General features: G+C 39.4%; 32 protein-coding genes. 5 read left to right on the top strand and 27 right to left on the bottom strand.

Annotated features, from left to right (window positions below; translation table 11 throughout):
• Positions 1 to 224 precede the first annotated feature (224 nt).
• From H171_RS06185 to H171_RS06055, 27 genes are all read right to left on the bottom strand, one after another.
• Positions 225 to 2,714 carry a DNA methyltransferase gene (locus H171_RS06185; protein WP_242976877.1) on the bottom strand — a complete coding sequence of 830 codons (2,490 nt, stop codon included), beginning with the start codon at positions 2,712 to 2,714 and terminating at the stop codon, positions 225 to 227.
• Between the two features lie 100 nt (positions 2,715 to 2,814).
• The gene (locus H171_RS06180; protein WP_100304363.1) at positions 2,815 to 3,333 is read right to left on the bottom strand and encodes a LysR family transcriptional regulator; all 519 of its coding nucleotides are present in this window, start codon (positions 3,331 to 3,333) and stop codon (positions 2,815 to 2,817) included.
• 126 nt (positions 3,334 to 3,459) lie between these two features.
• Positions 3,460 to 3,990 (bottom strand): GNAT family N-acetyltransferase, encoded by a 531-nt coding sequence (locus H171_RS06175; RefSeq protein WP_100304362.1) that lies wholly within the window; start codon positions 3,988 to 3,990, stop codon positions 3,460 to 3,462.
• Positions 3,991 to 4,093: 103 nt separating this feature from the next.
• Positions 4,094 to 4,306 carry a hypothetical protein gene (locus H171_RS06170; RefSeq protein WP_100304361.1) on the bottom strand — a complete coding sequence of 71 codons (213 nt, stop codon included), beginning with the start codon at positions 4,304 to 4,306 and terminating at the stop codon, positions 4,094 to 4,096.
• Positions 4,293 to 4,589 carry a hypothetical protein gene (locus H171_RS06165; protein ID WP_100304360.1) on the bottom strand — a complete coding sequence of 99 codons (297 nt, stop codon included), beginning with the start codon at positions 4,587 to 4,589 and terminating at the stop codon, positions 4,293 to 4,295. Before H171_RS06165 ends, H171_RS06170 begins: the two co-directional genes overlap by 14 nt.
• A 39-nt stretch (positions 4,590 to 4,628) precedes the next feature.
• A complete protein-coding gene (locus H171_RS06160) occupies positions 4,629 to 5,054 on the bottom strand; it encodes a hypothetical protein (RefSeq protein ID WP_100304359.1) in 426 nt (141 codons plus the stop codon).
• Between the two features lie 30 nt (positions 5,055 to 5,084).
• Entirely contained in the window at positions 5,085 to 5,405 is a 321-nt protein-coding gene (locus tag H171_RS06155) for a hypothetical protein (RefSeq protein WP_100304358.1), read from the bottom strand.
• Positions 5,406 to 5,421: 16 nt separating this feature from the next.
• The gene (locus H171_RS06150) at positions 5,422 to 7,461 is read right to left on the bottom strand and encodes an AAA family ATPase (RefSeq protein ID WP_100304357.1); all 2,040 of its coding nucleotides are present in this window, start codon (positions 7,459 to 7,461) and stop codon (positions 5,422 to 5,424) included.
• Positions 7,452 to 8,297 (bottom strand): hypothetical protein, encoded by an 846-nt coding sequence (locus tag H171_RS06145; RefSeq protein WP_100304356.1) that lies wholly within the window; start codon positions 8,295 to 8,297, stop codon positions 7,452 to 7,454. Before H171_RS06145 ends, H171_RS06150 begins: the two co-directional genes overlap by 10 nt.
• Before the next feature lie 113 nt (positions 8,298 to 8,410).
• Positions 8,411 to 8,848, bottom strand: a complete 438-nt coding sequence (locus H171_RS24290) for a hypothetical protein (RefSeq protein ID WP_100304355.1) — start codon at positions 8,846 to 8,848, stop codon at positions 8,411 to 8,413.
• Between the two features lie 61 nt (positions 8,849 to 8,909).
• Entirely contained in the window at positions 8,910 to 9,656 is a 747-nt protein-coding gene (locus H171_RS06135) for a hypothetical protein (RefSeq protein WP_100304354.1), read from the bottom strand.
• Entirely contained in the window at positions 9,650 to 10,039 is a 390-nt protein-coding gene (locus H171_RS06130; protein WP_100304353.1) for a hypothetical protein, read from the bottom strand. Before H171_RS06130 ends, H171_RS06135 begins: the two co-directional genes overlap by 7 nt.
• 15 nt (positions 10,040 to 10,054) lie before the next feature.
• Entirely contained in the window at positions 10,055 to 10,498 is a 444-nt protein-coding gene (locus H171_RS06125; RefSeq protein ID WP_100304352.1) for a single-stranded DNA-binding protein, read from the bottom strand.
• 53 nt (positions 10,499 to 10,551) lie between these two features.
• Positions 10,552 to 11,274: a hypothetical protein gene (locus tag H171_RS06120; RefSeq protein WP_100304351.1), complete on the bottom strand. Its 723-nt coding sequence runs from the start codon at positions 11,272 to 11,274 to the stop codon at positions 10,552 to 10,554.
• Positions 11,275 to 11,288: 14 nt separating this feature from the next.
• Positions 11,289 to 11,723 (bottom strand): hypothetical protein, encoded by a 435-nt coding sequence (locus H171_RS06115; protein WP_100304350.1) that lies wholly within the window; start codon positions 11,721 to 11,723, stop codon positions 11,289 to 11,291.
• 91 nt (positions 11,724 to 11,814) lie between these two features.
• Positions 11,815 to 12,441: a sigma-70 family RNA polymerase sigma factor gene (locus tag H171_RS06110; protein ID WP_100304349.1), complete on the bottom strand. Its 627-nt coding sequence runs from the start codon at positions 12,439 to 12,441 to the stop codon at positions 11,815 to 11,817.
• Positions 12,442 to 12,449: 8 nt separating this feature from the next.
• The gene (locus tag H171_RS06105) at positions 12,450 to 13,181 is read right to left on the bottom strand and encodes an MBL fold metallo-hydrolase (protein ID WP_100304348.1); all 732 of its coding nucleotides are present in this window, start codon (positions 13,179 to 13,181) and stop codon (positions 12,450 to 12,452) included.
• A 19-nt stretch (positions 13,182 to 13,200) separates the two neighbouring features.
• A complete protein-coding gene (locus tag H171_RS06100) occupies positions 13,201 to 14,124 on the bottom strand; it encodes a recombinase RecT (protein ID WP_100304347.1) in 924 nt (307 codons plus the stop codon).
• A gap of 193 nt (positions 14,125 to 14,317) precedes the next feature.
• Positions 14,318 to 14,638 (bottom strand): hypothetical protein, encoded by a 321-nt coding sequence (locus H171_RS06090; protein WP_100304345.1) that lies wholly within the window; start codon positions 14,636 to 14,638, stop codon positions 14,318 to 14,320.
• 18 nt (positions 14,639 to 14,656) lie between these two features.
• Entirely contained in the window at positions 14,657 to 15,112 is a 456-nt protein-coding gene (locus tag H171_RS24545; protein ID WP_242976876.1) for a hypothetical protein, read from the bottom strand.
• A 143-nt stretch (positions 15,113 to 15,255) separates the two neighbouring features.
• Positions 15,256 to 17,259 (bottom strand): AAA family ATPase, encoded by a 2,004-nt coding sequence (locus tag H171_RS06080; RefSeq protein ID WP_100304344.1) that lies wholly within the window; start codon positions 17,257 to 17,259, stop codon positions 15,256 to 15,258.
• A complete protein-coding gene (locus H171_RS06075; protein WP_100304343.1) occupies positions 17,198 to 17,704 on the bottom strand; it encodes a sporulation initiation factor Spo0A C-terminal domain-containing protein in 507 nt (168 codons plus the stop codon). The genes H171_RS06080 and H171_RS06075 overlap by 62 nt, the downstream gene beginning before the upstream one ends.
• Positions 17,697 to 18,326 (bottom strand): single-stranded DNA-binding protein, encoded by a 630-nt coding sequence (locus H171_RS06070; protein WP_100304342.1) that lies wholly within the window; start codon positions 18,324 to 18,326, stop codon positions 17,697 to 17,699. Before H171_RS06070 ends, H171_RS06075 begins: the two co-directional genes overlap by 8 nt.
• 14 nt (positions 18,327 to 18,340) lie before the next feature.
• Positions 18,341 to 18,616, bottom strand: coding sequence for a hypothetical protein (locus H171_RS06065; protein ID WP_100304341.1), 276 nt, complete (start codon positions 18,614 to 18,616; stop codon positions 18,341 to 18,343).
• A 126-nt stretch (positions 18,617 to 18,742) separates the two neighbouring features.
• Positions 18,743 to 18,883: a hypothetical protein gene (locus H171_RS24080; RefSeq protein ID WP_157803125.1), complete on the bottom strand. Its 141-nt coding sequence runs from the start codon at positions 18,881 to 18,883 to the stop codon at positions 18,743 to 18,745.
• A 7-nt stretch (positions 18,884 to 18,890) separates the two neighbouring features.
• The gene (locus H171_RS06060) at positions 18,891 to 19,109 is read right to left on the bottom strand and encodes a hypothetical protein (protein ID WP_100304340.1); all 219 of its coding nucleotides are present in this window, start codon (positions 19,107 to 19,109) and stop codon (positions 18,891 to 18,893) included.
• Positions 19,110 to 19,213: 104 nt separating this feature from the next.
• Complete coding sequence (locus H171_RS06055) at positions 19,214 to 19,423, bottom strand: helix-turn-helix transcriptional regulator (RefSeq protein ID WP_100304339.1); 210 nt, start codon at positions 19,421 to 19,423, stop codon at positions 19,214 to 19,216.
• Between the two features lie 168 nt (positions 19,424 to 19,591).
• On the opposite strand from H171_RS06055, the gene H171_RS06050 reads away from it, so the two are divergent.
• From H171_RS06050 to H171_RS06035, 5 genes are all read left to right on the top strand, one after another.
• Positions 19,592 to 19,906, top strand: a complete 315-nt coding sequence (locus tag H171_RS06050) for a helix-turn-helix domain-containing protein (RefSeq protein WP_100304338.1) — start codon at positions 19,592 to 19,594, stop codon at positions 19,904 to 19,906.
• A gap of 11 nt (positions 19,907 to 19,917) precedes the next feature.
• Positions 19,918 to 20,571, top strand: coding sequence for an ImmA/IrrE family metallo-endopeptidase (locus tag H171_RS06045; RefSeq protein ID WP_100304337.1), 654 nt, complete (start codon positions 19,918 to 19,920; stop codon positions 20,569 to 20,571).
• A gap of 112 nt (positions 20,572 to 20,683) precedes the next feature.
• Complete coding sequence (locus H171_RS24075) at positions 20,684 to 20,860, top strand: hypothetical protein (protein WP_157803124.1); 177 nt, start codon at positions 20,684 to 20,686, stop codon at positions 20,858 to 20,860.
• Positions 20,861 to 21,015: 155 nt separating this feature from the next.
• Entirely contained in the window at positions 21,016 to 22,278 is a 1,263-nt protein-coding gene (locus tag H171_RS06040) for a tyrosine-type recombinase/integrase (RefSeq protein ID WP_100304336.1), read from the top strand.
• 445 nt (positions 22,279 to 22,723) lie between these two features.
• Entirely contained in the window at positions 22,724 to 23,941 is a 1,218-nt protein-coding gene (locus tag H171_RS06035; protein ID WP_100304335.1) for a 6-phosphofructokinase, read from the top strand.
• Positions 23,942 to 23,950 lie beyond the last annotated feature (9 nt).

The following is a 23,950-nucleotide window of genomic DNA, read 5'->3' as shown; positions in this document are numbered from 1 at the left end:
TATCACCTCATTATTATCTTTCGTAAAAGCATATGTAATTCATATTTCAAGACTTTGCCTCCGTTCCTGTCTATGAAAAGCAATCACTTAAAAACGGAATGAAAAACGCCCACAAACACATTGGAGATTCTGTAAAACCAATTCCGAACAATACGACCACGGCTACACTCACCCATTTAACCCAATTCTTCAAATTTTTATCTCCTTTCTTCTCTTGCTTTGCCTTATGCTATTATCTCTGGCATAAAATCAAATAGTGTCGGGGAATCCACATCTTCTTCTGCCGCCTGCAGGTACCCAACGCCATCTCTGAAATAATCCGGATTCAATTCTATTCCATATCCGAGCCTACCCATCTTAACGGCTGTCATAGGGATCGTCATAAGCCCGGCAAATGGATCTGCTACAAGGTCACCTTCGTTGGAATATCTGTTGATAATTCGTTCCACTATATCCAGCTGTAAAGGACATACATGGAGTTGCGCTCTTCTCCGGCTCTGACTGGTATTCAAAGTTCTCATGCGGTTGATATCGTCCCATACTTCCCATGTCCAGCTTCCCGGCGCAACCACCATAAATGTAGCTGGGAGCTTATCTTCCGTATCAAGTTTCTTGGCCAGCTCTACATGCTCTTTATAGTCATAAACATGATCCCTGCTATATTTCCGGTAAACAGCCTGAAGATTCTTTACCGAAACATTTTCTAACTCTTCTTTTCTAATAAGGCGATTACCCGAAGATCTCCAGAATCCGTGAGCGTCTATCTGCCATTGAGCCCTGGTATAATCTTCTTTGGTCTTTTTCACAGGTACGTCTGCATAAGCCGTTGATCTGTCAGTAGGTAGTTTTCTAAAGAGTAAAATATATTCTGGACAACCCACTCCCATTTTGCTTCCATCTTTGCATTGCTCCGTCCAGCCCAGCCGATAGGTCTGATTATTTTCCCTTACCACATCAGTAACAATAGTAATCATGCCAAAATACTGAAATCCATGTTTAATATAATGACTAATACAATCTGAATGAAAAGGTTCTACCGTGGGCATTCCTGTTCCTGTAGCGTTTCCGAAAAGGATACGATCCTTAACATGTATTGCCGCCACTCTTCCCGGCTGCAGGATCCTAAGAAGTTCAGGTGTAAGGAAGTCCATCTGCTCAAAGAATCTTTCCGTATCCTGATTATGCCCAAAGTCATTATAATTGGCCGAATATTCATAATGGTTTCCAAAAGGTATTGATGTATGAATCAGGCCAACGCTATCACTTTCCATACGCCTTGTTTCTTCTACGCAATCATCATTAACTGCTGTATACTTACTTCCCTTGACCTTCACTGTTTCAACTCCCATCTTCCGCTCTAAGCGTTTTTCTTTCCCAGCCGCCGACAATCCGTACTTTCTAACAATCTCAATCATTTTTTCTACCATGTGATTATGATTCTTCCACTTTTCCAGTAACACATCTTTGATTTCTCTCTCATTTTCCATGTAGATAATATCAATGATAACTGGCTCCTTTTGCAGGAAGCGATAGCACCTATGTATGGCCTGAATAAAATCATTAAATTCGTAATCAATCCCCAGGAATATTTCCCTATGACAATGCTTTTGAAAATTGCAGCCAGATCCTGATAACTCTTTTTTTGTTGCAAAATACTGACAACAACCCTCTGAAAAGTCAATAACCCTTTGTTCCCGAATTTCATAATCCTGGGAACCGTAAATATCCACGACACCCGGCACTGCTTTCTTAATTGCCAGTCTCTCTGCTTCCAGGTCATGCCATATAATAAAATGATCCTCCGGGTCAGACTCAAGGATCTCTTTCATCTTTGCTGTTCTTAGGTCAATACTTTCTCGTTTCACCTGTGCTGCTTCTTTCAGGCCGTCAGCTGCTTCATTAAATAACTGAAACTGGCCATCTCTATCTGCAGTATCGCCGTAATTTACCGGAAGTTCATGCCACCTTACATCTAAAGGCGGAAGAATATATCCATCATCTGAATAATCCAGGTTTATATCTGAAGGCTTTGTAATGAATAGCGCCCAGCTGCTTACCCAAAGCCAGAACTCATCTTCCATGTTCGAATATAAAGTTAAATTATTGGCTTTTGTAGAATCTCGCTGAAAGAATCTCGTCAATGCCTGGCCGGTATCCATAACTCCCAAATATCCGGCGTAGTGAATCAGCTCTTTATATTTGTTCGGACTTGGCGTGGCTGTAGCCACAAGTTTGTAAGGAACCTCTTTGAATTTATCCAGGAAGGTTTGATAAGTCTTGCTTCCAAAACTCCTAAGAACACTGGCTTCATCAAGAGAAGTTGCCGTGAAATAACTGGGGTCTATATCTCCATCACGTACTCGTTCGTAGTTGGTAATGAGGATACCAGCTTCTGCAGCCTTAACCTCTTCCATGTTTCTAACATATATGGGCTTTTCATAACCGAGAATACTCTGCGCGTCCCTTATGAATTCCTGTTTAACACCCAATGGACAAACTATGAGAGCTTTTCCTCCAAACTTCCTAATTACCTGATAGCAGAATTCTATTTCCTGAACTGTCTTTCCAAGGCCAAAGCTTTCAAATAACGCTCGGCAACCACCTTTCAAAGCCCATGCGACAGCGTCACCCTGATGAAATTTCAATGCCTTATTGATAGTGCTCCGTTCTACTGCGAATCCTGTATCCGTTGCAATTTCAATCTTTGTTTTCAAAAACTCTAAATAATCCATTATTTGTGAAAGAAGCCAGGATATCCTGTCACGGTGGCCACCGCTCCGGTCTCCTTTCAATGATTTTCAACTATGCAAAATATCAGATTCGCATATCTTCAATATACTTTTTAACATCGTCTGTGTGATAATAATAAAATCTACGCTGACCGCTATCAAATACTTTCTTCCTTACATCTGGATCATCACGTAAAGCATTATATAGACGATCCCTTTCGGATCTAGTTTCGGCAATAGATGATACCAACTCACTTAGCCTTTTCCCCATTATGTAGTCAGGATCCTCATATAATTTTGTCATAATTTTATATGGCTCAAATGGGGGAACATAATTCTTGTTCTGAGCTAATTCCTCTTGTAATTGCTTATCTTGTTTAACTACCTGCTTGCAATACTTAAATAATATTTCTCCGTGTTTCGTGAGTTGCATTAACTTAAGCTGCCCTTTTCTAAATACAATGAGTTTTGTTCCCATTTCCTGCTCTAAGTTTCGTATGTGATGTGATACCGCAGGCTGTGAGATAAATAATTTATCAGCAGCCTTTTGATATCCGCGGGTTTCGCACACTGCAACAAAAACTTTTAACCTGTTATCTAACATATAGCCTCCATTAAATTTCAGTTTGCTTAATTAAATTTCTGCACTAAAAAACTACCAGCTTAATACTGATAGTTAGTAGTTTTCTTAACATATTTAATTCAATCATATTGTAATCATTTAGTAGAATTACTGTAAATAAATCCAATATATATGAATTGTTTTTCCATCCAAATATGGTTTTATTTCAGTCAATATACCGCCACACTTTTTAATGGTTTGTATTGAGGGAACGTTATCTGCATAACACCCCAACATCACTTTATTAAGGCCAAGTGTTTTTGCATAATTAAGCCCCAGCCGAACCATTGCTGTTGCATAGCCCTTTTTTCTTTCACTTGGTCTCACTGAATAACCTATATGGCCACCATATTGCATTAAAAAATCGTTATTTAAAGTATGGCGTATATCTATCATTCCAATAATTTTATTATCGCACTGTCTGACTGCAAAAAATGTACTTGCTACCACCCAATCTGCCCTTACTGTACTTTCTTTGCTGTTATTTGTGGTGTTAACAAGCCATTGGTCATATTTCATTTGGTCAAATAATGCACTTCCGTTAATAACGTATTCATTATATTTGAAGAATTCATTCTTATAATCTTCTGCGGCTTCTTTATGGTATGTTTTAGGAAGTTGTAATTTAATTTGCTCCAATCGCTTCACCCTCCTATTATATAAATAATCTTCATGAATAGAATACCACTACCCTTACTAACTATCAATATTAAGTTTTCAATGTACGTTAATTCATTAAATTCTAATTTTGTGGCATAGCATATTCGGGATTTTTAAAGCTCCAACCTGCAATGGTCATTTCTGAAAACACTTCTGTTGTCCGCAGCATATCTCTATACCTACCACACTCTACACATTTACCTGGCTGATCATCTGGAGTACAGTAGATAACACAACCTTGCATTTCAATACTGTGCCCCTTAACTACATTGCCGTCTTGCTTAATGATTTTCATTGTCTACCTCCAAACCTTGCTTAGCGAGTTGAATCTTCTTCCCACAATTTAAGCAGTATTTCAAATTGTACTCACTCAGAAGCTCCGAATTAAATTCATATCCACAAGCCGGGCATTTCCCAAATGAACCATCTTCTATGGGCTTAACTGGAATTTGTTTTTCCAATGCACTTATAGCTATTTCAAGAGCCATTTTTTCGTTTACTGCATTTATTCCCGGTCTTGTTATGGACAAACCAAATCTCATGTTTGCAAGGGTACTTTCTGCTAAATATTCTGTCATGCCTTTTCTCCTCTCTGTCCTGATTTCTTTAAATCCCAATTAAAATTCGGCTACGATGTTCCCACTATTATCCAGATAGATCAATTCATAATGTGGGTGACAATTCTCTTTATGGCAGGTTCCATCAAAGCAGATATCCAAGTTCATGCTGTCATTTGAACCGACAATGGCTCCTTTAATATTTCCTCTGCTTCTGGATTTTAAAATCACCTTCATTCCCATAAAAGCGAATGGGATATTACGACATTCTTTCATTCGCTCGAACTGTTCAATATCACCAAACAAATCACACGGTCTGAATTTATGGATCAGCTTTATGCTTTTTACAAATCGCAAAAATTCAGCAAAGCTATCAAATAAATCTCCCATTTCTAAGTAGGAATTATACTTAGCCTTTCCCGACGTTTCACCGTAAGCAGTTGCCTGCCTATCATATCCTGATAAAGTAATCACATATGTATTCATATTGTCCTTTCTGCCTAAGCAGGTTATGTATCAACCTTTAAACGGCTCTGCAACTTCACGCCACGCCAATACCTCATAGTAGGGAATTTCCTGAAACCATTGGCTTTTCCATTTCCCGGACACATAAACCATTCGGACATTCTGTACAACACCAGGCGAAACACCCTTAAATCCAGGTAATGTCCTTACAGTTGTTTCATACTCCCCGTCATATTTAGGCTGCCTTTCCTTAATCGGAATCCACCTTAAAGATTCAAGTACATCATCAAGAAGCCACACTGCTCTAAGCAATTCATCTTTGGTCATAGCCGCACGTTCTTCCCGTGTTGGCTTTTGAGTGCTTAATGTCACGATACATTACCTCCTCTCAATCAAAAGGTATCTCGCCCTGCTCCACATTCAGGAATCCATCATCAGATTTATTCCAGCCATAGATTTTGTTTTCAGCAGGCGAATTTTTCAATCGCTTAGTTTCTATTTCGTAGTGTAGCGGAACGAAATAATCCATTGTGCCGCCGTCTCGATCTTTTGCAATTTCAATCACATTGGTGGATTCAAATATCGGGTTATTGTCATTCCAGCCAAACATCTGCTTACCAAGCCTTTTAAAGTCATTATTAACCCTGTGCACTATCAGGGCATTGTCAACTGCATTTCCCAGGTCCGCAGTACCGGATATATCATCAAGCCGGAGGAATCCCATTGCCTTTCTCGGGTGTGCTACAAATAGCACATGGACATTGTGTTTCTTTGCAATCCGCTGCATATCAAGAATAAATGCTGTCTGCGCTTCGAATTTGTTATCTGATAGGCAAAGGATATTGAAAGCCATCAGGTTATCCAGAATCAGCAAATCCAGCTTCTTTTCCTCAATGGCCTTTTCAAACTGTTCTGCCACCGCCCGGTAATCATTACCGTAATCGTTGTTGTACAAGAAGAAATGCTGACCCAACCATTCTGCAATCTGCTCCTTATACTTTCTGGGAACATTGTAATATCCTTCAAATTGCGTAGGCTCCGTATATCCTCTTCCGGCAGCCTGCAGGTCCATCCACCTCATGAAATTCTTTGGTGCTAACTCCCCAGAGAATACCGCAGCATTATTTCCAGTTTCCACTGCGTCCAAAACCATTTCAGATATGACACTGGATTTTCCAGAGGCTCTTAAGCCAGACATAACAGTTACATATCCTTTTTTTAATCCTCTCAGTTTCTTGTCAATATCAACTATTCCACTTTTCACGAATCTTTCTTCCGGTACCTGCAGGTCTAAAATATTTCTTGCCGTGAAAAACACCGGATTCCCTTGGACCGGCACAATGCTCTGTACTGGGCGTTGCTGTACCGGTAACCGTGAATAAATCTTGCGCTCATATTCCTGCTGCCGCTTTTCATAAGCGTCTGGCTCAAAAAGCTTTCTCACATCCTGCCAGGTCTTATCCGAACATGAATTGTGAAAGCAATGGAATCCAATACCGCCGGACCGAGACTGAAAGATACAAGCATCTTTACCTTTATGGTTGCTATCAAACGGACATTCGTCCAGAATGAATTTAGTTCCATCACTGTAGCCAGCCTTTTTATATTGGATATTATACCGTTGTAGCCACTCTTCTAAATCAAAATCTTTGGGATTATAATTGTTATACCTCTGTGGCTTTTCCTGCTTATCCGGAATCATGGCCGTTAGCTTTTCCAGATAAATCTTATCTGTTGGCACTGGGTTCCCCTCAGAAAGCAGATGACTAAGCCTGTGAGGGTTCTCCTTTGTATTGCTGCCTTTTCTGGCCATGGTCCCATACAGTTTACAAATACGGGAGGGATTAAAGTTAGTTGTATCTATTTTCAGTTCGTCATCACTGAAGAACATATCCAGTGCCGCTAGAGACTTTTTGATCAGTGCCTTGTTATCCTCGTTATTGGCGATCTGAATCCGATATAGCAGATGAATCCCGTTACCACTCAAAGCCGTTACCGGATCATTAAATCCAAGATTCTTCATGAATACATAAATCTGATTGCCACGTTCCTTTGCTTTCCGCAACTGTTCTTCAGAACTGGAAACTCCGGCCGGCCGTTGCGGATCCACATCTATGAAAAGCCATTTATACCCCACAATATCATTGTCATTAGTCGTATTCTTTGCGTTCATGACGAACTTTTCCCGTTGCTCCCGTGAATAACAGTCTTCTTTCACACACCCCAGAGTTATGTAAATATTACTGTCTGTAGAATTAAGCCTACAAAGCTGGTCAATTAAGGTTTCAGGTGATTTAAAATATCCGCTGTAAACTTTTCGCCCATTTGCTTCAAGACACCGTACCTCAAACAATTCTCCATCAGGTTTTATCGTATTGATTGTTTTTCGGATTTCATCAGGGTCAAACAACTTCTGTCCTACTGCCATGTTTCTCCACCATCATTATGAGACTCTGGATTATTGGGCTCTTGGCTTGCTGATTTATCATCTAGATAATTACCATCAAGTACTTTGGGGAAATTATTCGGCCTTACAAACCAATCAAAATCAATGGTCCAACCGCTTTTACTTCTCCCGAGAAGAAATGGACTACTCCGAACATTTTCAATTGCTCTTAACACTTCTTCAATACCATAATCCCTAATCCGTACTTTTAACCAATCGTAACGTTGAGTACCGGAAACAATTTTTGTAATGCGGCTTAATCCAGGCAAAGAATTCCAGGCATCAATGACACGTTGCACGTCAGTGCTGCGAACAGTATCGTTAGATACTGTATTATCATTTGGTTTTATATTTGGTTTATTATCTGGTTTTATATCTGGTATAGGTTCTACATTAGTGTCAAATCCATCTGACAAATTTGTTATTTCCATTTGACAATTTTGTAAAATGGATTCTACATTTTTGCTATCTCCATTTGACATTTCCGTATTTTTGATTTCTCTTTTCTCTATAATGGCTAGACCACACTCACTTATGGAATACCATAAAGTTCTATCATATGTTTTCTCGTTATAATTTCCAACAAGAAGAATTTCTTCTTCACGCAGATGTTTCAAGGCATAATTAATCTGTCTTTCAGAGGCGTATGAAAACAATTGACTAAATGCCTTTGCGCTGTTATATGTCCAATAAGTTCCATCAAAAAAGTTTAGCTCATTTGCTCGATTTTTTTCAATCCAATAATAAATATTATTTAGAAGTATAGCTTCCAGTATTCCATATTTCTCTGCTATCTCGGAATCAAAACTATGTGTCATTAACGCAACCTCCCATAATCAATTTCAAAAGTTTTCAGCTTTTTAGTTAAATGAATTTTTTATTCACCTTAAATATCTTATAATCCAATTTCCTCTTTTTACTGAAGATTGCCTTATGTATTCAATGACAATGATTTCTCTGCTTTCCTTTTCGCTCGATATTCTCTCTGCTTTTGCCTGTAGTACTCCGGATTTTCAGCCCATCTGTCACGCTTTCTGTCACGATCTCGTGCATTTATAAGCTCCTTATTCCTCTGGTAATATTCATGCTGCTTCGACAATATCTCTTCTTTATGGCCTTGATAATAGGCCATTCTTCTTGCCTTATAAGAATCATAATTTTCTATGTAATGCCTACGCTTATTAGCCTTATTTCGTTCTGAGTTATTCCTGGCCCACCTAGATCTATAGTCATCGGGAAGAGGATCAAGCTTTATTTCAATATCAATCCGCTCTGACAACCGCATTTCATCAGCTGTAATTTGCTTCTTGCATTCACGATACGGACAATTTAGCTGGCATTGTATCGTTGGAATAATAGGACATCCCATATTAAAACACCACCCGTCAATTTAGCTCTCTGACCGGAACCAAAAGCTCCGGTCAGTCAATTCAATAATTAATCTGGGAAATTCCCAAAAGTTCTAAAATCTTTGATCCGGATTCCCCCGGGCTGCAAAAAAGAAACTTACAGCTATACTTTAATTCCATAGTTAGGCAGGCCTTTGCCAGCCATTCCCCAGTAGCCGCATAAGGATATTTCCTTACCTTCTTATATCTGGGCTTACCACTTTTGCAGAAACCAATCATTTGATTACTATTAACCAGTATATCAAGCCGAGGATTATGCCAATAGAACAAATCATCTATAGAAGTTACCCCGTCCTCATTCTCAATCAATATAAATAGCCCTATTTTGCTATTCTGCGCCCTTTTAAGTCCTCGATGGAAGAACCCGTGTCTTTTAACATAAAGTGCCTGAAACGAGGCTATTACGCTTTCAGATAAAGCATATTTATAGCAAACTTCATTAATATCTTTTTCTGCAAACCGATCTGCATCATCATCACATATCGCATGATATATTTCATCAGCAAGATCAAATGAAATTCGCTCATTTTTACAGATTTCGTAAACTTTATCTTTTACTTCTTTTTTAGGCATTTGCTTAACTTGAATATCGCCGATAAGCTCATGAATATCTTTTTTTGTATCTATACAAACACTCTGATTCGCAGGGAGAGTATAATCCCCACAATATAATGCAGTTCGATTATAATGAACTCCAACACGCCGGAAATACTCATGCTTAACATCATGTTTTTTCTCTTGCTGTCTGGTATCCTCCAAAATCAGCAATCGGGATCACCTCCTCTGGGATAATAAACACGCTCACTTTCAAGCCACTCCTCTTCTTTCTTCTGATCCTGAACCATGCTGCGCAATTTATCAATAAATGGCTTATTAGCCTTATCTGAATAGAATTTTGCAACTCGCTCAAGTTGAAGTGATCTGTCCTTTGCAGCTCTCCGGAAATTTCTGCTAATATGAAATTTAGTGCTTATTTTACTACGGACCTTACTATCTTTTTCAAACTCAATAGCATGGAGAAAATCCTGAACCTTTTTATCTTCAGCAAACATTTCTGTGCAGGCCGCCTGATATTCCTTCTGGCTATTTACCAGATAATCAAGAAAATTTTTTATAACCTCGGAAGGCTTTGGTTGATTTTTCTTATTCACATGCAGCACCTCCCATTAGTTAAAGGGAAGGCCTTCATCTTCTACGCCATCTGGAATATTCATAAAACCATCGCCTACTATTGAACCAGAAATTCCCGGTGTGTTCGTAGGTTGGCTTCCTCCACCGGAAGAAGCATTCTTGCTATCTGCAAATTCCTGATCTTCAACCATGATATCGGTGGTGTAGACCTTAATACCATCTTTATTTGTATAACTACCGGTCTGAATTCTTCCGGATACCAATATTCTCATACCCTGTCGGAAATATTTTTCTGCGAATTCTCCCGCCTTATCGAACGCTACACAATTAATAAAATCTGCTGACTGCTGGCCTTCTTGTCGTCTTCCTCTGCGGTCTACTGCAAGAGTATACTTTGCCACTGCCATAGTACGCTCTCCTTGGGAATATCTCACTTCTGGATCACGGGTCAGGCGTCCCATTAAAATTACACGATTCATGCTCTAGTCCTTCTTTCTTCGCCGGCCCATTGACTGAGCCGGCGATAACGTTGTTAAGAAATCACTGTAAACTGTGGCAACTCAGATAACTCAGACTGAAGGTATCCCTTAATATTTCTCATAGCTGCATTCTTCCAGGCCCCACCATCAGCTTCAAAGATGGCACATTCTACGCCGCGCCCTTCACTCTGCTTCATACGGAATACAAAAGCACTTTCTGGCTGCTCCACTTCAACGAATGTTCGGAATGGGCACAGGTGAACCGGATTTGGAACGATTGCCTCACCAACGGAAGTAATCCCAGTCTTTATGGTAGCTTTCTGAGTCACGCCATCATCACCGTACTGAGCAATAGACTCATCTTTCACGGTGCCAGCGAATCTTAACAGTAACTCCCGGTCTTTGTTGTCAATGAATTTTGACTGTAAAGCAATGATGAAACTTTCATGGTCCATGTACCTACCATAGTTAAAATCTGGAATCATAGCCGATACATTTACCAGACATTCACGTTTCCGATCCGCATCAAGGCATGAAATCAGTTTGACTTCCGTTGGAGAAACTACCTGCACCAACATCTGATCTGACATCTCATCAGCAAATGCCTTGGCATAGTCCACCAGACTTGATAGCGTGTTCATCTCAATTGCTGCTGCATGCAGACTATTATCAATTCTGTGGACCTGCTTATCGGTATATGTATCTCCGTTGATTTCCAGGATATTTGCTTCACTTAATCCAACCACATACTGTAATGCTTCCCTTGTCATATCCATAATTAAAATCCTCCTTATGCCTGTTTGGCTACTCTTAAATCTACAACTTTACCATCTGATTCTTCTTTGATTTCTCCTGTCTCTGGATCAACAGTTTTGCCATCAACTTTGAAATCACCTTGTGGAGTTTGATAATTTTCCAGGGACATTTGACCTCGAAGCTGTTTACCGTATTCCTGTGCGAATGTTTCTCCGGTCTTAAGATCCTTACCAATTGCCATTCTGGTAGCGATAGGCGCAACCGGAGCTGTCTTTGGTTCCACAGATACATCAACCTGCGCATCGTCCCGGTCCTCATTTTGCTGGAATGTTATCTTCACAGTGATAGATCGCTTATTTTTCCATGGGGTATTAGGATCCTGCATATTTTCCAGAACCTTTCCCATAGCCATATCAAACTTCTCCTGTAGGGCACCGCCCGCAAACTCTTCCAAATTCACTTTTGCCATGATATTTTTCCTCCAAAGGCATGATTAATGTGTTATATCTATTTCAACCCGGGTTAAAAAGTCTTATAGTTTAGGGACTTTTCGGTCCTATCTATCTGTAATTTTTCATTTTTATTTTCATCTTTTTAAGTATACTTTTCTCTAAACGACTGATATAGGATTGCGAAAGCCCAATTTTTTCTGCAACTTCCTTTTGTTTATATGATCGACACTCGCCAATCCCATAAAGCAAGCAGATTATTCTACATTCTCTATCCGGAAGAGAATGGATAGCCTCATGAAGCTCTATAATTCCTTCTGCTTTTTCAAATTTATCTAGTTCTTTATCTTCGTAGCTCAACGTATTACCAATGGTCAATGGTCTCTCATCAGTTCCTGGAATAATTGTTTCAAAAGATATGGTATATAAATCCTTTTTGCTTTTTCTTATGTACATTAGAATTTCATTACTTATCACTCTGGTGGCATAGGTGGCAAATTTTATTTCCTTACCTAAGTCAAAAGTATCAGCTGCCTTTACTAAGCCAATCATGGCCACAGATTCATAGTCTTCTTCGTAACTAAACTTCTGTGCCACTGAAATGGCCAACCTTATATTGTTTGTGATTAAGCTTTCTCTCCGCTCATTCGGATTCATAGAACGGAGTACTTCAATATCATTTTCATTTTCTTTAAACACTGGAATGCCATTATTTTCAATGCAAATCGTATCAATCAACTCCTTTGTTAAAAAGGCTCGCTGTTCAATTCAAGAACAAGCCCCGGTAGCGCGCAGGCTACATTAACGCTCTTTCCCGTCACTTTCTGCATTTCACTGATAAAATACTCTTCCAAGCTTGAACCGCCCCCAAGATGGCACATTACGACGTTCCTAAGGTTAGGTGTATCGTTTGCCTTAATGGCCCCGATACAAGTTTCCAGAGAGGCATGGCCAAGGAGCTTATGCTCATAGTTCGGGAGGTCCTTGTCGATGAACTGCTCCTGGTAATTTGCTTCAATCAGGAAATGCTGAATCTGTTGCTTTTGGAAATTGTATGGTATGTACTCGTAGTCGGTAACGAACAGCAATCTTCCCATTTCATCATGCTCAATTAGATACCCAAAGTTCGGCGTTTCATTATGTGGGACATAGAAAGGAATAACCTTGAAGCCTCCTATCTGAACCACTTTAAATTCTGTCATGCTATAGAATTGTGAACCTGCGATAAGCTCAATAGCTTGTTTTGTCTCTTCATTGGTGTACACCGGGATTCCGGCTGTTAGAAAACTCCTGACGTATTTTAGATGGTCCTGGTGTCCATGGGAAACCAAGCAACCTTTTATCTTTAGAATTTGCCAATCGATGGCTTTTTTGACTTCTTTAAATGGGCAGCCACATTCAAGTAGTAAGATTTCATTTTCTGCTATGAGGGCATATCCATTTCCTTTGCTGGAACTGCCTATAACTTTTAATTTCATGCAAGCGTCTCAAGCTCCTTTATGCCCAATCAGGTTTCTGCGGCTGTGGTGATGACGGTTCGGATTCAGCCTGTTGTTCTTGAACCTCCACTTCACCTGCAGGTACTTCATCCTGTTCAACCGGTTCAGATTCCTTTGGCATTGGAAATTCCTGTGCATTGGCATAACTCTGAACATCGTAGGCTACGTCCTCTGCAACAACATCTACCGAATCAATATCTTCTGCCTTGTCGACTGCTTCGATAGCATACACATCACCATACTGCTGAACAATCTGCTTGCAGGCTCTGGATGTCACTGTCTTTTTTGCCATCATGTCAGTAAATTCCGCATGAGTGCCGCTATTCTCTTTATAGCCATAGCCTTTCTTCCAGGCGGTTTTAATCTGATGAATATTCATCACTTCCATGTATGTACTGCCATCTGAGAGGATAACTATGCAATAGGCTCCTTTGATTTTGGTCAAGTCGATGTTCTCAAAATCCTGTGTATGTTCATCAAGTATCTTCCGACCATTTTCAATATGATATTTGAATATATCCCCTTCATAAATAACCTCTGCATTAATATCCTTTGCTCCGTATCTATGTGCCATTGCTTTATGTCCATGATAGGATACCTGACACTGCAGCTTACCGCCGTAGGCTATTGGATAACACTGCCGCTTCTGCATTGACAGACCCATCGTCACCATGTCCATAAGCGAATTGGCGATACTGGCCTGTGAACAGGTTTCCAAAACATATTTTCCGTTCCTGTCCTTGGTTTCTTTTAATATGAGATATGCTCCCATTAAAGCATTCGTGGGATTATAATCTGCCGGAAATGTGAGCCCATATTCCTGCTTCTGTTTCAACTGCGCATTTAAGCCATCAATGAAAGCATTATTTACTACCAAGGCCGCTTGCTGTGTTCCGGTTGCCACTACTTCCTGTTTTGCCATGATTATTTATCCCCTTTCTGTTTTCTGAACATCTGCTTGAATCTTTCCAACCAGTTCACCCCTGCTGCTTGTCGGGCCATGTTCAATGAATTACTACGATACGCTGCTGCAGTAGCCACACTTCCCAGAACCTTGCGATTCTGATAAAAACTCCGGCGACTTCTCTGTTTATGTTTTAATGCTCCTGCCATTTTTATTTGTCCTCGTTTTCTTTCCTGATGGCTTTATAGAAATGTTTATTATCCAAAATTCCTAATACACTTCTTACTTGCCAACTTTTGATAACCTCAATATGCTTTGGAGTCTCTGCCATACCGACAAACACATATTCCTGTGCCATAAGCTCGTTGAAATCCGATATATATTGACCTATTTCAAACTTCCTTTGGGATTTCAAGTATTCTCTGTGAGACTTAATATACTCACAGTCGTGACATTCCATTTTATGGGTAGGAAAATGCTTACCTTTATACTCCATTGCCGATGAACAATATCTACAAGGATTCTGTTTCATATGTCCTCCTTATGACCATCATTCGCAATATGACCAGTTACAATGGGGACAAGCAGTAATTAACTCGCTCCCAGCCTCTTCTACCGATATTCCCTTGGACAGGTTCCCCATACGATTTTTACCTTCAGCGTAAATCTGCTGATTGCATTTCCAACAGATACCACTTTTAGGAGCGAAATGAGGATAGCTCTTTTCTTCACAATAGCGTTCCTGTGCCACCATGGAATTAGAAACATTGAAATGCTCACTGGGTTCTTCCTTTGATTCTGCAACAATTTTCCCAACAATTGTTTTCACCTTATCCCGGAACGCTTCAATCTCACTTTCTGGTACATCAACTTCGGTAACAATGCCCTTCGCAGAAGAATTAATCTGTACCAAATCTCCGGTAGAAACCGTTTCCTCTGAAAAATATGTATAAGCTTTGCCGTTGGGGATTTCTCCCTTTAAAAACTGCACTTTTATAATCTGCATTTAGATCTTCCCCCATTTTTCCAATAGTTCAGCTATCTTTTTTAGATGCTCCCAATCTTTAACTTTCAGACGTTTGGTTGCCGCAAGCAATATCTTTAATGCATGCAGAAACTCTGTTATGCGAATCAAGCTCTCAGCGTCCATTACGCAACCTCAACCGTTAAATCTCTGTTATCTGCCCGGCTCATGACAATTAACTGACTATCACATATCGGAAGCCGCCACGGGTCAAGACTTTCGCCATCATCAAGTATGACCGGACACTGAATACCCACGATTTTCTGAATGGTCAGGGCGATAATCATCATGGCTTCTATCTTCCTACCATGATTTGCTGTATTATCATGGATTTCATATCCATCAATCCTTGGCACACAGTAATCCTTTTTATAGCCACCGTTCTTAGCAAAGGCAAATAAATCCCATGTCACCCTGCCGCCGAAGTAGCTGTTGATTGAATCAACCAGAAGTTCGTTCTTTTTCTGGTCAAGCTGGTCCAGCAATTCAAGGATTTTTTCACAGTCAGCCTTAGACTGTTCTTTTTGCAGCTGCTCATTCCGCAGAAAAGACAACCGTTCTTCCAGTTTCACATTTTTAGCTGATCTGGAAATCTTCTCTTTCACGGAATCCAGTTCAACCTGAATCTCTGCTTTCTGATTACGCAGTGTAGCCCGATAATCGGCACCGGTATTCACATACTTTAAAGCTTCTTCCTTTTTGAAAATCTCCATGCAGATTGCTTCATATTCCTGATTGTCTGTTAAATCCACCTTGACGGGAAGTGAATTCAATTCTTCCATAGCTTTGTTTTTTACACTATTGGCAACAACCTTCTGCTCATTAGCTGATTTAAGACGTTTAGCAACCTCTAAAAGTTCTACACTTTCCAGATTCTCAATCTCTGCTTTTAACAATCTGCCTTTTTCTGAAATAGAAGCTAGATGTTCTGCATTATGTAGCTCCCATTTTTTCTTATTGCTTTCATACTGCTGAAGGTGCTCCCGGCTATTTTCCTCATATTGTTCTCTTTTCTGTGCCTTAACTGATTCTGGCAAATCCTGTCCACAGGTCGGGCAAATTAAAACATCTGATCCCAACTCTGGCAATGCTATATAAGGAGGAAATGTGCTTTCAGAGATTTTATTGTATTCTTTTAGTAAGCTGGCTTTCTGTTCTTTTTTCCTTTCAATAGCGTCATTAATTCTTTGTTCGTCTAACTCCGCCATAGAAGAATCATTCATAGCCTGACGGAACTGTAATTCTGCATCATCAATGCGCTTCTGGATCTCTTTCTTCTGCTCCACTAATTTTCCATTGGCAACCCGTTCTATTTCCGAACGTTTGAACTGTAAATCCATGATATCCTTGGACCTGGAATCATGCAGTTTAGCCTGAGCAAGAGAATCTTCCTCCTGCTTCTCAATATCTGCAATTTGTCGCTGCAATTCATTCTTCTGCAATTCCAGTTCTGCAGTATCAATATCCTCTACGATCTGGCGATTTACTTCATCTATACGACCGGGATAGCCAGCAATTTCCTTGTTCAGTTTGGTAATGCTGGCTTTATTCATAGAAGAAATCTCGTCAATATCGTACTTCTCCAACAATGGAACCAACTCTGCAAACTCCGGATACTTAATCACAATATCCTTAATCGAAATATCCTGCGGCAGCTTAAAAAGAAATTCTCTCATTTCCTTTGGTTTCTTTGCTAGGAATGCTCCGATATTCATACACATGAGCAGATCATCGAAATTAAAGTCAAAGTATCCAATGAAATCTTTCAGATTCTTCTCCACGCCGTTAATGGAATATGTATTATCATCAGAATAGCTTCCGTCTTTTTTGGTGGTTCGCTTCTGTACCTTCCTTGCTATCACCTCTTTACCGTTTACTTCCATGGTGATTTCACCGACCACCGGAACGTCTACCACTGGAATACCATCGACTTCTCTTCGTACCTTAGGATTATTAGTCAGATCATTTCCTATTCCATGAAGCGTCCACATAAGGAGCTCGGCTACAGTTGACTTACCTAATCCATTAGCTCCTTTTAAATGTGTTACCTTGTCTCCGAACTGCATATCAAAGCTCTTGAAGCCCTTGAAGTTCTCGCAATGTGCACTGATCAGTTTTACAATATACATTTGAATTTGCCTCCTTTAAATTTTTCACAAACTTCTGAATTGCCAGGACCATATCATCTTCCAATACCTGATACGGATCTGAATTGATAACTTCTTCTGCTCCCAGAGGTTTAGAATTGGCTGTCTCACGTTCCTCCTGCTTCAACCGGTAATACAGAAGTTTTAACATGTTTGAATTGGTAGTATTGTCGAATGACAAGTATTTCTTTACCATAGATTGATTTCCCTTTGTCATAACTATTCCGAACGCATGACGTATGGCTCTCTCAACTCCGGTATTAGCTGTGTTATGTTTTTTTCCGATTTCTTCATATAAAGCCATGATTTTAATATCATGGGATCCTGATTCAAATAGTCCCATAGCTTCAGCTATATATTCAAGACCGTTGACCGAAGCTGGCATTCCCATTTTAATTAATACTTCTTTCGCCCTCTCCTTAATCATTTTCAAACACCTCTAAATTCGAGACTGAAACTTCATAAGCAGTGTGTGTTACAATGTCCGTTTCACTGAGCTTCTTGGTATATTCCCGGCTTTGAATTCTTCCAGAAATTTCCATCTTAGTGCCGACAAAAAGCCCTGAGGCATATTTTGCGTTTCTCCCCCATGCAATGCAAGGAATATAATCTGATTTATTATAGGAACGATTAACTGCAAGAAGAAGATCCGCAATCTCTCTTCCTAAAGGAGTTTTCCGGTAAACCGGAGACTTACACAGATAGCCCTTTAAGGTAATGGAATTAGACTTTGTACAATCTGTAAAATCCTCTTCCAGAAAGAAAACATCCCTTACAAAGACCGAAAGTATCAATCTTTTTTTATTCTCCCCCTGCTGATTGAAAGAACGAAACTGACCAGCAACTTCTAAGGTTCTCCCCATGCAATCAGCAGTCACATCAATCAATCTCTCCGAAATCGTCAGCGGAATAATGTCCGCCTGTTCACTAAGTCGCTTAACAGCCAGATTTACCAAGTAAAATGCTTCGCCCCTTACTTCATGGCTAAAAGTAAAGCCAGAATCTACTTCCCCGATTAATGTAACTGAATTGTTCTGTAATGTATTCATAACTCCTTATCCTCCTATTTAAGTTCCAAATTTTCTGCAACCTGTGTGTAAATCATTGCTAGGGTTTCCTTCTGCATTGTCTTACATTCAGGGTGTATTGTGTTTATTGCACTTGTAAGTAAAGTGGTACAACCAGCCATTACACATGAACTTGGTCCCTTGATTTTAATTGTGGCTTTACCAACCACCCCTTGCCCTTTTTCAAAAGCCAGAATTACGGGTTGTTCCATATCTTTCTTTGCCTTATCTGCCACGGCAGATAATAAAATTGCTTTTAATAATTCTTCCATCTTGATTTTCTCCGTTCTCCTCTGTATAATAGAGGTACAAATATTTTTTCAGTTACCTTGAATCCCTGGGAGTTGCAGCTCCCGGGGTTTCTGCTTTTCGCTTGCCCTCCATAGGAATGCCTCCTTTCAAGCCTCTTCTTCAGTTCCAACAATTCGCCCATCATTAATACATACCGGGCTCCAATTCCCTAACATAATCTGTTTGTCTAGTTCTGAAATTGATACGGAATTTTTATCTCTCTGCTCTTCATCTAAAAATTTGTTCATACAAGTTTCACCTCCCTTCTATTTCTACAATTGCTGCATCTATTTCTTCCATACTTCTCCCAAGGAATTGAGCTAAATCAGTGGCAAGAACCACTACATTCGCTCTCTTTCCATTTTTTTCATAGATACCCGGATACTTCCCAATACGAACCTTCTCAATGAAAAAGCCCCGATCTACACCGACTATCTTAGCTGCCGTGGCAGTTTTAACACGATTCTTTTTCAATGTATCTCACCTCCACTTTATTTGAAATTACTTATCTCCTCTTTTGCATTGACACGTCCATACGAAAGTGGTATATTATAACCATTCGAACGTGTGTTCTTATGTTAGGCTATTTTATCTTCCCTTTTAAAGAGTTCTTCCAAAGATAAATTTGAATCAAGTAATTTGCGAATCAGAAGAACTTCCGACCAAGAAAAATCTGTTATACCATTTAGCTTGTTTCTGAGACTTTTTTCAGACATGTTTGCTAAAGCTGCAAATTTTTCTATTGTATATCCTCTTCTGTCAATTTCATTTCTCAGTCGATAATACATTTAATCGCCTCCTTTGTTTTACCGTTAACGGTTATTTATGATGCAAGTATATATCCATCAACGGTAAAAGTCAACAGTTTTTTTAGAAATTTTTACCGTTAATGGAAAATTGTTATTGACATTTTCACTGTTTAGCGGTAAAATATTACCGAACGGGAGGATAAGATAATGGGATTAGAAAAGATTAATGAGTACAAAAAAAAATTAGGGTTGACCACAGAAGAATTATCAGAAAGATCTGGCGTTCCAATCGGAACATTGAATAAAATATTAAGCGGTGTAACAAGAGATCCTAAACTTGAGACCTTAAAAGCCATCGCTCGTGTTTTAGGCTTATCTTTGGATGATTTTGATGATAGCAGCCTGAAAACTACATATGAACCTACTTATGATGATATTCAAAGTCTCATAGCTAGAAACGGAAAGAAACTCACGCTCGAACAAAAACAGGACATAATCAAGGCTCTTCTGTCCGATGAGTAAAGGGTGATTTTTTGGAGCAATATAGAATTATTGAAAAAACATTAGAAGTATATAAGAGATGTGATATAAAAAAATTTCCTATTGATTGCTTTAAGGTAATCAAAGGTTTAGGGATTCCTGTATATAAATATTCGGAGCTCCCCGAGTCTAAAGTTAAAAAATGTCTATTAGTTAGTAATGATGCTTTTACACTCCAAGGTATAATATTTTATAATGATATGTTTCCTCATAAAGAACGTCAACGTTTTACTTTAATGCATGAAGTTGCCCATATCGTTCTTAATCATGTTGGAGAATGCGTAGAAAATGAAAAAGAAGCTGACTTCTTCTCCAGCAATATCTTAGCTCCCAGGGCGATCATGCAATATTTACATTGTGAGTCAGTAAAAGATATCTATAATACATTTTATGTATCATGCATGGCTGCTAATCGAATAGCAAAGGATTATCAATCATTTTGTTATTGGACGCAAAGAAATTTACATAAAAGTATATGTGAATGGTTTTTCCCGAAAAAAAATTCTTATATTCCCATGCACACAGAGCAGGAATCTGAGAACAATAAAGATGATTCCGAATTTTTTAGTACTCATCTTTTTCTTATGGGTGAAGGATATGTTTTTGAACATGCTGAGTATTATCATTTGCATGGTCATAATTTCTAAGTATATATTAAGCAATAATTGACAGTTTACCGTGAAGGAGCTTTACCTGATTTATACTATGTTTATCAAAGCCTATGGCTTTTATAAGAGTATATAAAAAGGAGGTTCTTCAATGGCACACCCGGCATGGGGGTGTGGAAGCACCGATGTTCAATTGATTGGAGGGAAGACAAAGACTACTTTGAATTTAAATCCACTTAAACCTTTTACTCTTGTTAATCACAAACCAGCTGGAAAGCAAAAATTCATGTGTAATAAATGCGGAAAAGTCTGGGAACAAAAAATTTAAAAAACCGCCCGGCGCTACCAACACCGAACGGCTTCACAAAGATTATACCGGCTGTGCCGATACACTTCTCTTACAAAGACATTGTACCATCCCGGCACTAAACTGTAAACCGGTATAGTGCTATTTTTATACTCTTTTTTAGAAAGGATGATATTATGTCTTTAAAGAAATGTCCTGAATGCAAAGGGCAAATTAGTACACAGGCAACAGCTTGTCCACATTGCGGATACCCTCTTTTACCGCATAAACAATCTACAAGCAAACGGGGCCGGCCTAAAAAATCAGATAAGCAATCATTAATGCGTTTACCAAATGGATATGGTACCATTAAAACACTCACCGGAAATCGGCGCCAGCCTTTCGCTGCAATGGTTAATCCTAAATTAACGCTTAATGAGGATACAGGGAAAAGCTATTACATTTATGATTTCCTTGGATCTTTTTCCGAAAAAATAGATGCATATAAAGCAATCATGAGATATAAAGAGAATCCGTATGATTTAAAAAACGATTTAACTGTCAAAGAATTATATGATGCATGGTTACCAAAGTACATATCAGATAATAACTTGGATGATAATAGGCGTAAATCGTATGATGCCGCTTTTAAGTATTGCGGACCAGCTTACAACATCAAAGTTGTCGACTTTTTACCACCTATTATCGAAGAACATATTAAGAATGCGTACAAGATTGGCGAAAGAGGGAGCGAGGCTGGTAGAAAGATTGCTGCCACATATATAATAAAAGGCAATATTAAAGCTTTATATAATCTTCTTTTTGATTATGCTGTCTTCCGACGAATTGTAACCGAAAACTATGCTCGGACGTTTACAATAAACACAAACAAAGGGAACGTTCAAAAATCCAGAGAGGGCCGGCCATACACTAAAGATGAGTTAGCAATTCTCTGGGACAATAGCGGCGACATTTTCATTGACATGACTATTGTTCAATGTTACTCTGGCTGGCGTCCAGGCGAGGTCATTACTCTTGCAGTAAATAACATTGATCTAGAAAACAGGACATATACAGGTGGAGTAAAAACTATCAATGGTATTAATAGAACAGTTCCCATTCATCCTAAGGTGTTACCAATAATTCATAAGTATTACCATGAAGCCATTGATATTGGTAGGCCTATGTTATTTGGAAGAACTCAAAAATTTCACGGTTCGTATAGATATATTGAAAATTCATTCAGAAACTCTCTGTTGAAGAAAGAATCCGAACTTGGCATTTTAGGTCATGTTCTACATGATGGCAGACATACTTTTTCAACATTTGCAAAAGAATATGGAGTCGATGAATACGCCAGGAAAAAATTCATGGGACATTCCATAAAAGATTTAACAGATAGAGTTTATACCCACATGGATATTGAATGGTTTAGAACTGAAATAGAGAAGATTTTATAGTGTTGTATAGTTTGTTGTATAGTGTTGTATAGTTTGTTGCATAGTGTTGTATAGTTTGTTGCATAGTATGTTACTATCAATGTGATTTTATAATACCTTTATTTCATAATTATTCAATTATAATCAGCTACAGTTGCATAAATCGTCTACAAGCATTTATAAAAAGCCAACACCATTCATTCACAGTTTTTTCACAAGACGTACAAAATTTATTTACAACTTCTACAAACTTTTTTCACATATGTCTTATATAATGAAGACAGTAACAAGAGGAACTCCAAACTTGTTAAAAATAAAACTTTTTTTCATAACTGGCCGGTGAAAGTCACATTTCACCGGCTCCTCCCTTTTATGGGCCAAATATTTCCCAGTTGCAAAGAAACTCTTTCTATTATAGAATAGGGAAGGTGCCCATGGCATATGCAAACTTGGAGGATATTATTACATGAAGAAAAATGCAATCGTAGGACAATCCGGCGGACCAACCGCTGTGATCAACGCAAGCCTTTACGGCGTCATCAAGGAAGGAATGGCCCAGGCCGAAATCGGAAGGGTTTACGGAATGCTCAATGGCATAGAAGGCTTCATGTCCGGTAATTATATGGATTTAACAGGTAACCTGACAGAAGATGAGCTGGAGCTTTTGAAATTAACACCTGCTGCTTATTTAGGTTCCTGCCGCTATAAACTCCCTGACGATCTGTCTTCTCCCTTTTATCCGGCTCTTTTTGAAAAATTCCGAGCTATGGATATCGGATATTTCTTCTATATTGGCGGTAATGATTCCATGGATACGGTAAGTAAGCTTTCCCGCTACGCCGCCCGTCATGGAAGCCCTATCCGTTTTATTGGAATTCCCAAAACCATTGACAACGACTTGATATTAACGGATCATACTCCCGGATACGGCAGTGCTGCCAAATATGTGGCTGATACTGTCCGCGAAATCGTTCTGGATTCTTCTGTTTACCAGCAAAAGTCCGTCACCATCATAGAGCTGATGGGACGTCATGCCGGCTGGCTTACTGCTGCCAGTGCGTTGGCCAGAAAATTTGATGGCGATAATCCCCTGCTTATCTATCTTCCTGAAACGGATTTTGAATTTGAGCAGTTCGCATCGGATGTAAAAGCAGCACTTAACAATCACAATTCCGTTATTATCTGCATCTCAGAAGGACTCTCTGACTCCCAGGGCAAATTTATCTGCGAATACGCGGATGAAGTCCGTTTGGACACCTTTGGTCATAAAATGCTGACCGGAAGCGGAAAAATGCTGGAGAATTTTGTACGTGACCGTTTTGGTGTAAAGGTCCGGTCCATTGAACTGAATGTAAACCAGCGCTGCAGCGGCATGCTTGCTTCTGCAACCGATATAGAAGAATCCGTGCAGGCGGGATCAGAAGGAGTAAAGGCAGCGTTAAAAGGTATTACCGGAAGAATGGTCGCCTTTCAACGCACAGGAAATTCCCCTTATTCCATGGAATGCATCACCGTTGATGTCAATGAGGTATGTAATCAGGAAAAGCTGTTCCCTGCCCAGTGGATCTGCGGCAATGGCACGGATATCTCCTCAGAATTTCTGGAATATGCCATACCGCTGATCCAGGGTGAGCCTCAAAGAAAGATGGAAAGCGGCCGACCCGTGTACCTGTACCGGAAATAATTATTGTCC

The sequence above is a fragment of the [Clostridium] celerecrescens 18A genome, assembly GCF_002797975.1.
Classification (GTDB): domain Bacteria; phylum Bacillota; class Clostridia; order Lachnospirales; family Lachnospiraceae; genus Lacrimispora; species Lacrimispora celerecrescens.
The sequence above is the reverse complement of the archived record's forward strand: the minus strand, read 5'-3'. Positions and strand labels throughout refer to the sequence as shown.

Excerpts from the sequence above, each read along its gene's own strand:
- H171_RS24080 (WP_157803125.1), bottom strand. The coding sequence starts at position 18,883 with ATGAACAAATTTTTAGATGAAGAGCAGAGAGATAAAAATTCCGTATCA.
- H171_RS06160 (WP_100304359.1), bottom strand. The coding sequence starts at position 5,054 with ATGAATACATATGTGATTACTTTATCAGGATATGATAGGCAGGCAACT.
- H171_RS06115 (WP_100304350.1), bottom strand. The coding sequence starts at position 11,723 with ATGGCAAAAGTGAATTTGGAAGAGTTTGCGGGCGGTGCCCTACAGGAG.
- H171_RS24545 (WP_242976876.1), bottom strand. The coding sequence starts at position 15,112 with ATGCAGATTATAAAAGTGCAGTTTTTAAAGGGAGAAATCCCCAACGGC.
- H171_RS06105 (WP_100304348.1), bottom strand. The coding sequence starts at position 13,181 with ATGAAATTAAAAGTTATAGGCAGTTCCAGCAAAGGAAATGGATATGCC.
- H171_RS06065 (WP_100304341.1), bottom strand. The coding sequence starts at position 18,616 with ATGGAAGAATTATTAAAAGCAATTTTATTATCTGCCGTGGCAGATAAG.
- H171_RS06180 (WP_100304363.1), bottom strand. The coding sequence starts at position 3,333 with ATGTTAGATAACAGGTTAAAAGTTTTTGTTGCAGTGTGCGAAACCCGC.
- H171_RS06055 (WP_100304339.1), bottom strand. The coding sequence starts at position 19,423 with ATGTATTATCGACTGAGAAATGAAATTGACAGAAGAGGATATACAATA.
- H171_RS06165 (WP_100304360.1), bottom strand. The coding sequence starts at position 4,589 with ATGACAGAATATTTAGCAGAAAGTACCCTTGCAAACATGAGATTTGGT.
- H171_RS06050 (WP_100304338.1), top strand. The coding sequence starts at position 19,592 with ATGGGATTAGAAAAGATTAATGAGTACAAAAAAAAATTAGGGTTGACC.
- H171_RS06040 (WP_100304336.1), top strand. The coding sequence starts at position 21,016 with ATGTCTTTAAAGAAATGTCCTGAATGCAAAGGGCAAATTAGTACACAG.
- H171_RS06125 (WP_100304352.1), bottom strand. The coding sequence starts at position 10,498 with ATGAATCGTGTAATTTTAATGGGACGCCTGACCCGTGATCCAGAAGTG.
- H171_RS06150 (WP_100304357.1), bottom strand. The coding sequence starts at position 7,461 with ATGGCAGTAGGACAGAAGTTGTTTGACCCTGATGAAATCCGAAAAACA.
- H171_RS06090 (WP_100304345.1), bottom strand. The coding sequence starts at position 14,638 with ATGAAACAGAATCCTTGTAGATATTGTTCATCGGCAATGGAGTATAAA.
- H171_RS06100 (WP_100304347.1), bottom strand. The coding sequence starts at position 14,124 with ATGGCAAAACAGGAAGTAGTGGCAACCGGAACACAGCAAGCGGCCTTG.
- H171_RS06170 (WP_100304361.1), bottom strand. The coding sequence starts at position 4,306 with ATGAAAATCATTAAGCAAGACGGCAATGTAGTTAAGGGGCACAGTATT.
- H171_RS06080 (WP_100304344.1), bottom strand. The coding sequence starts at position 17,259 with ATGTATATTGTAAAACTGATCAGTGCACATTGCGAGAACTTCAAGGGC.
- H171_RS06035 (WP_100304335.1), top strand. The coding sequence starts at position 22,724 with ATGAAGAAAAATGCAATCGTAGGACAATCCGGCGGACCAACCGCTGTG.
- H171_RS06145 (WP_100304356.1), bottom strand. The coding sequence starts at position 8,297 with ATGACACATAGTTTTGATTCCGAGATAGCAGAGAAATATGGAATACTG.
- H171_RS06120 (WP_100304351.1), bottom strand. The coding sequence starts at position 11,274 with ATGGATATGACAAGGGAAGCATTACAGTATGTGGTTGGATTAAGTGAA.
- H171_RS24075 (WP_157803124.1), top strand. The coding sequence starts at position 20,684 with ATGGCACACCCGGCATGGGGGTGTGGAAGCACCGATGTTCAATTGATT.
- H171_RS24290 (WP_100304355.1), bottom strand. The coding sequence starts at position 8,848 with ATGGGATGTCCTATTATTCCAACGATACAATGCCAGCTAAATTGTCCG.
- H171_RS06070 (WP_100304342.1), bottom strand. The coding sequence starts at position 18,326 with ATGAATACATTACAGAACAATTCAGTTACATTAATCGGGGAAGTAGAT.
- H171_RS06075 (WP_100304343.1), bottom strand. The coding sequence starts at position 17,704 with ATGATTAAGGAGAGGGCGAAAGAAGTATTAATTAAAATGGGAATGCCA.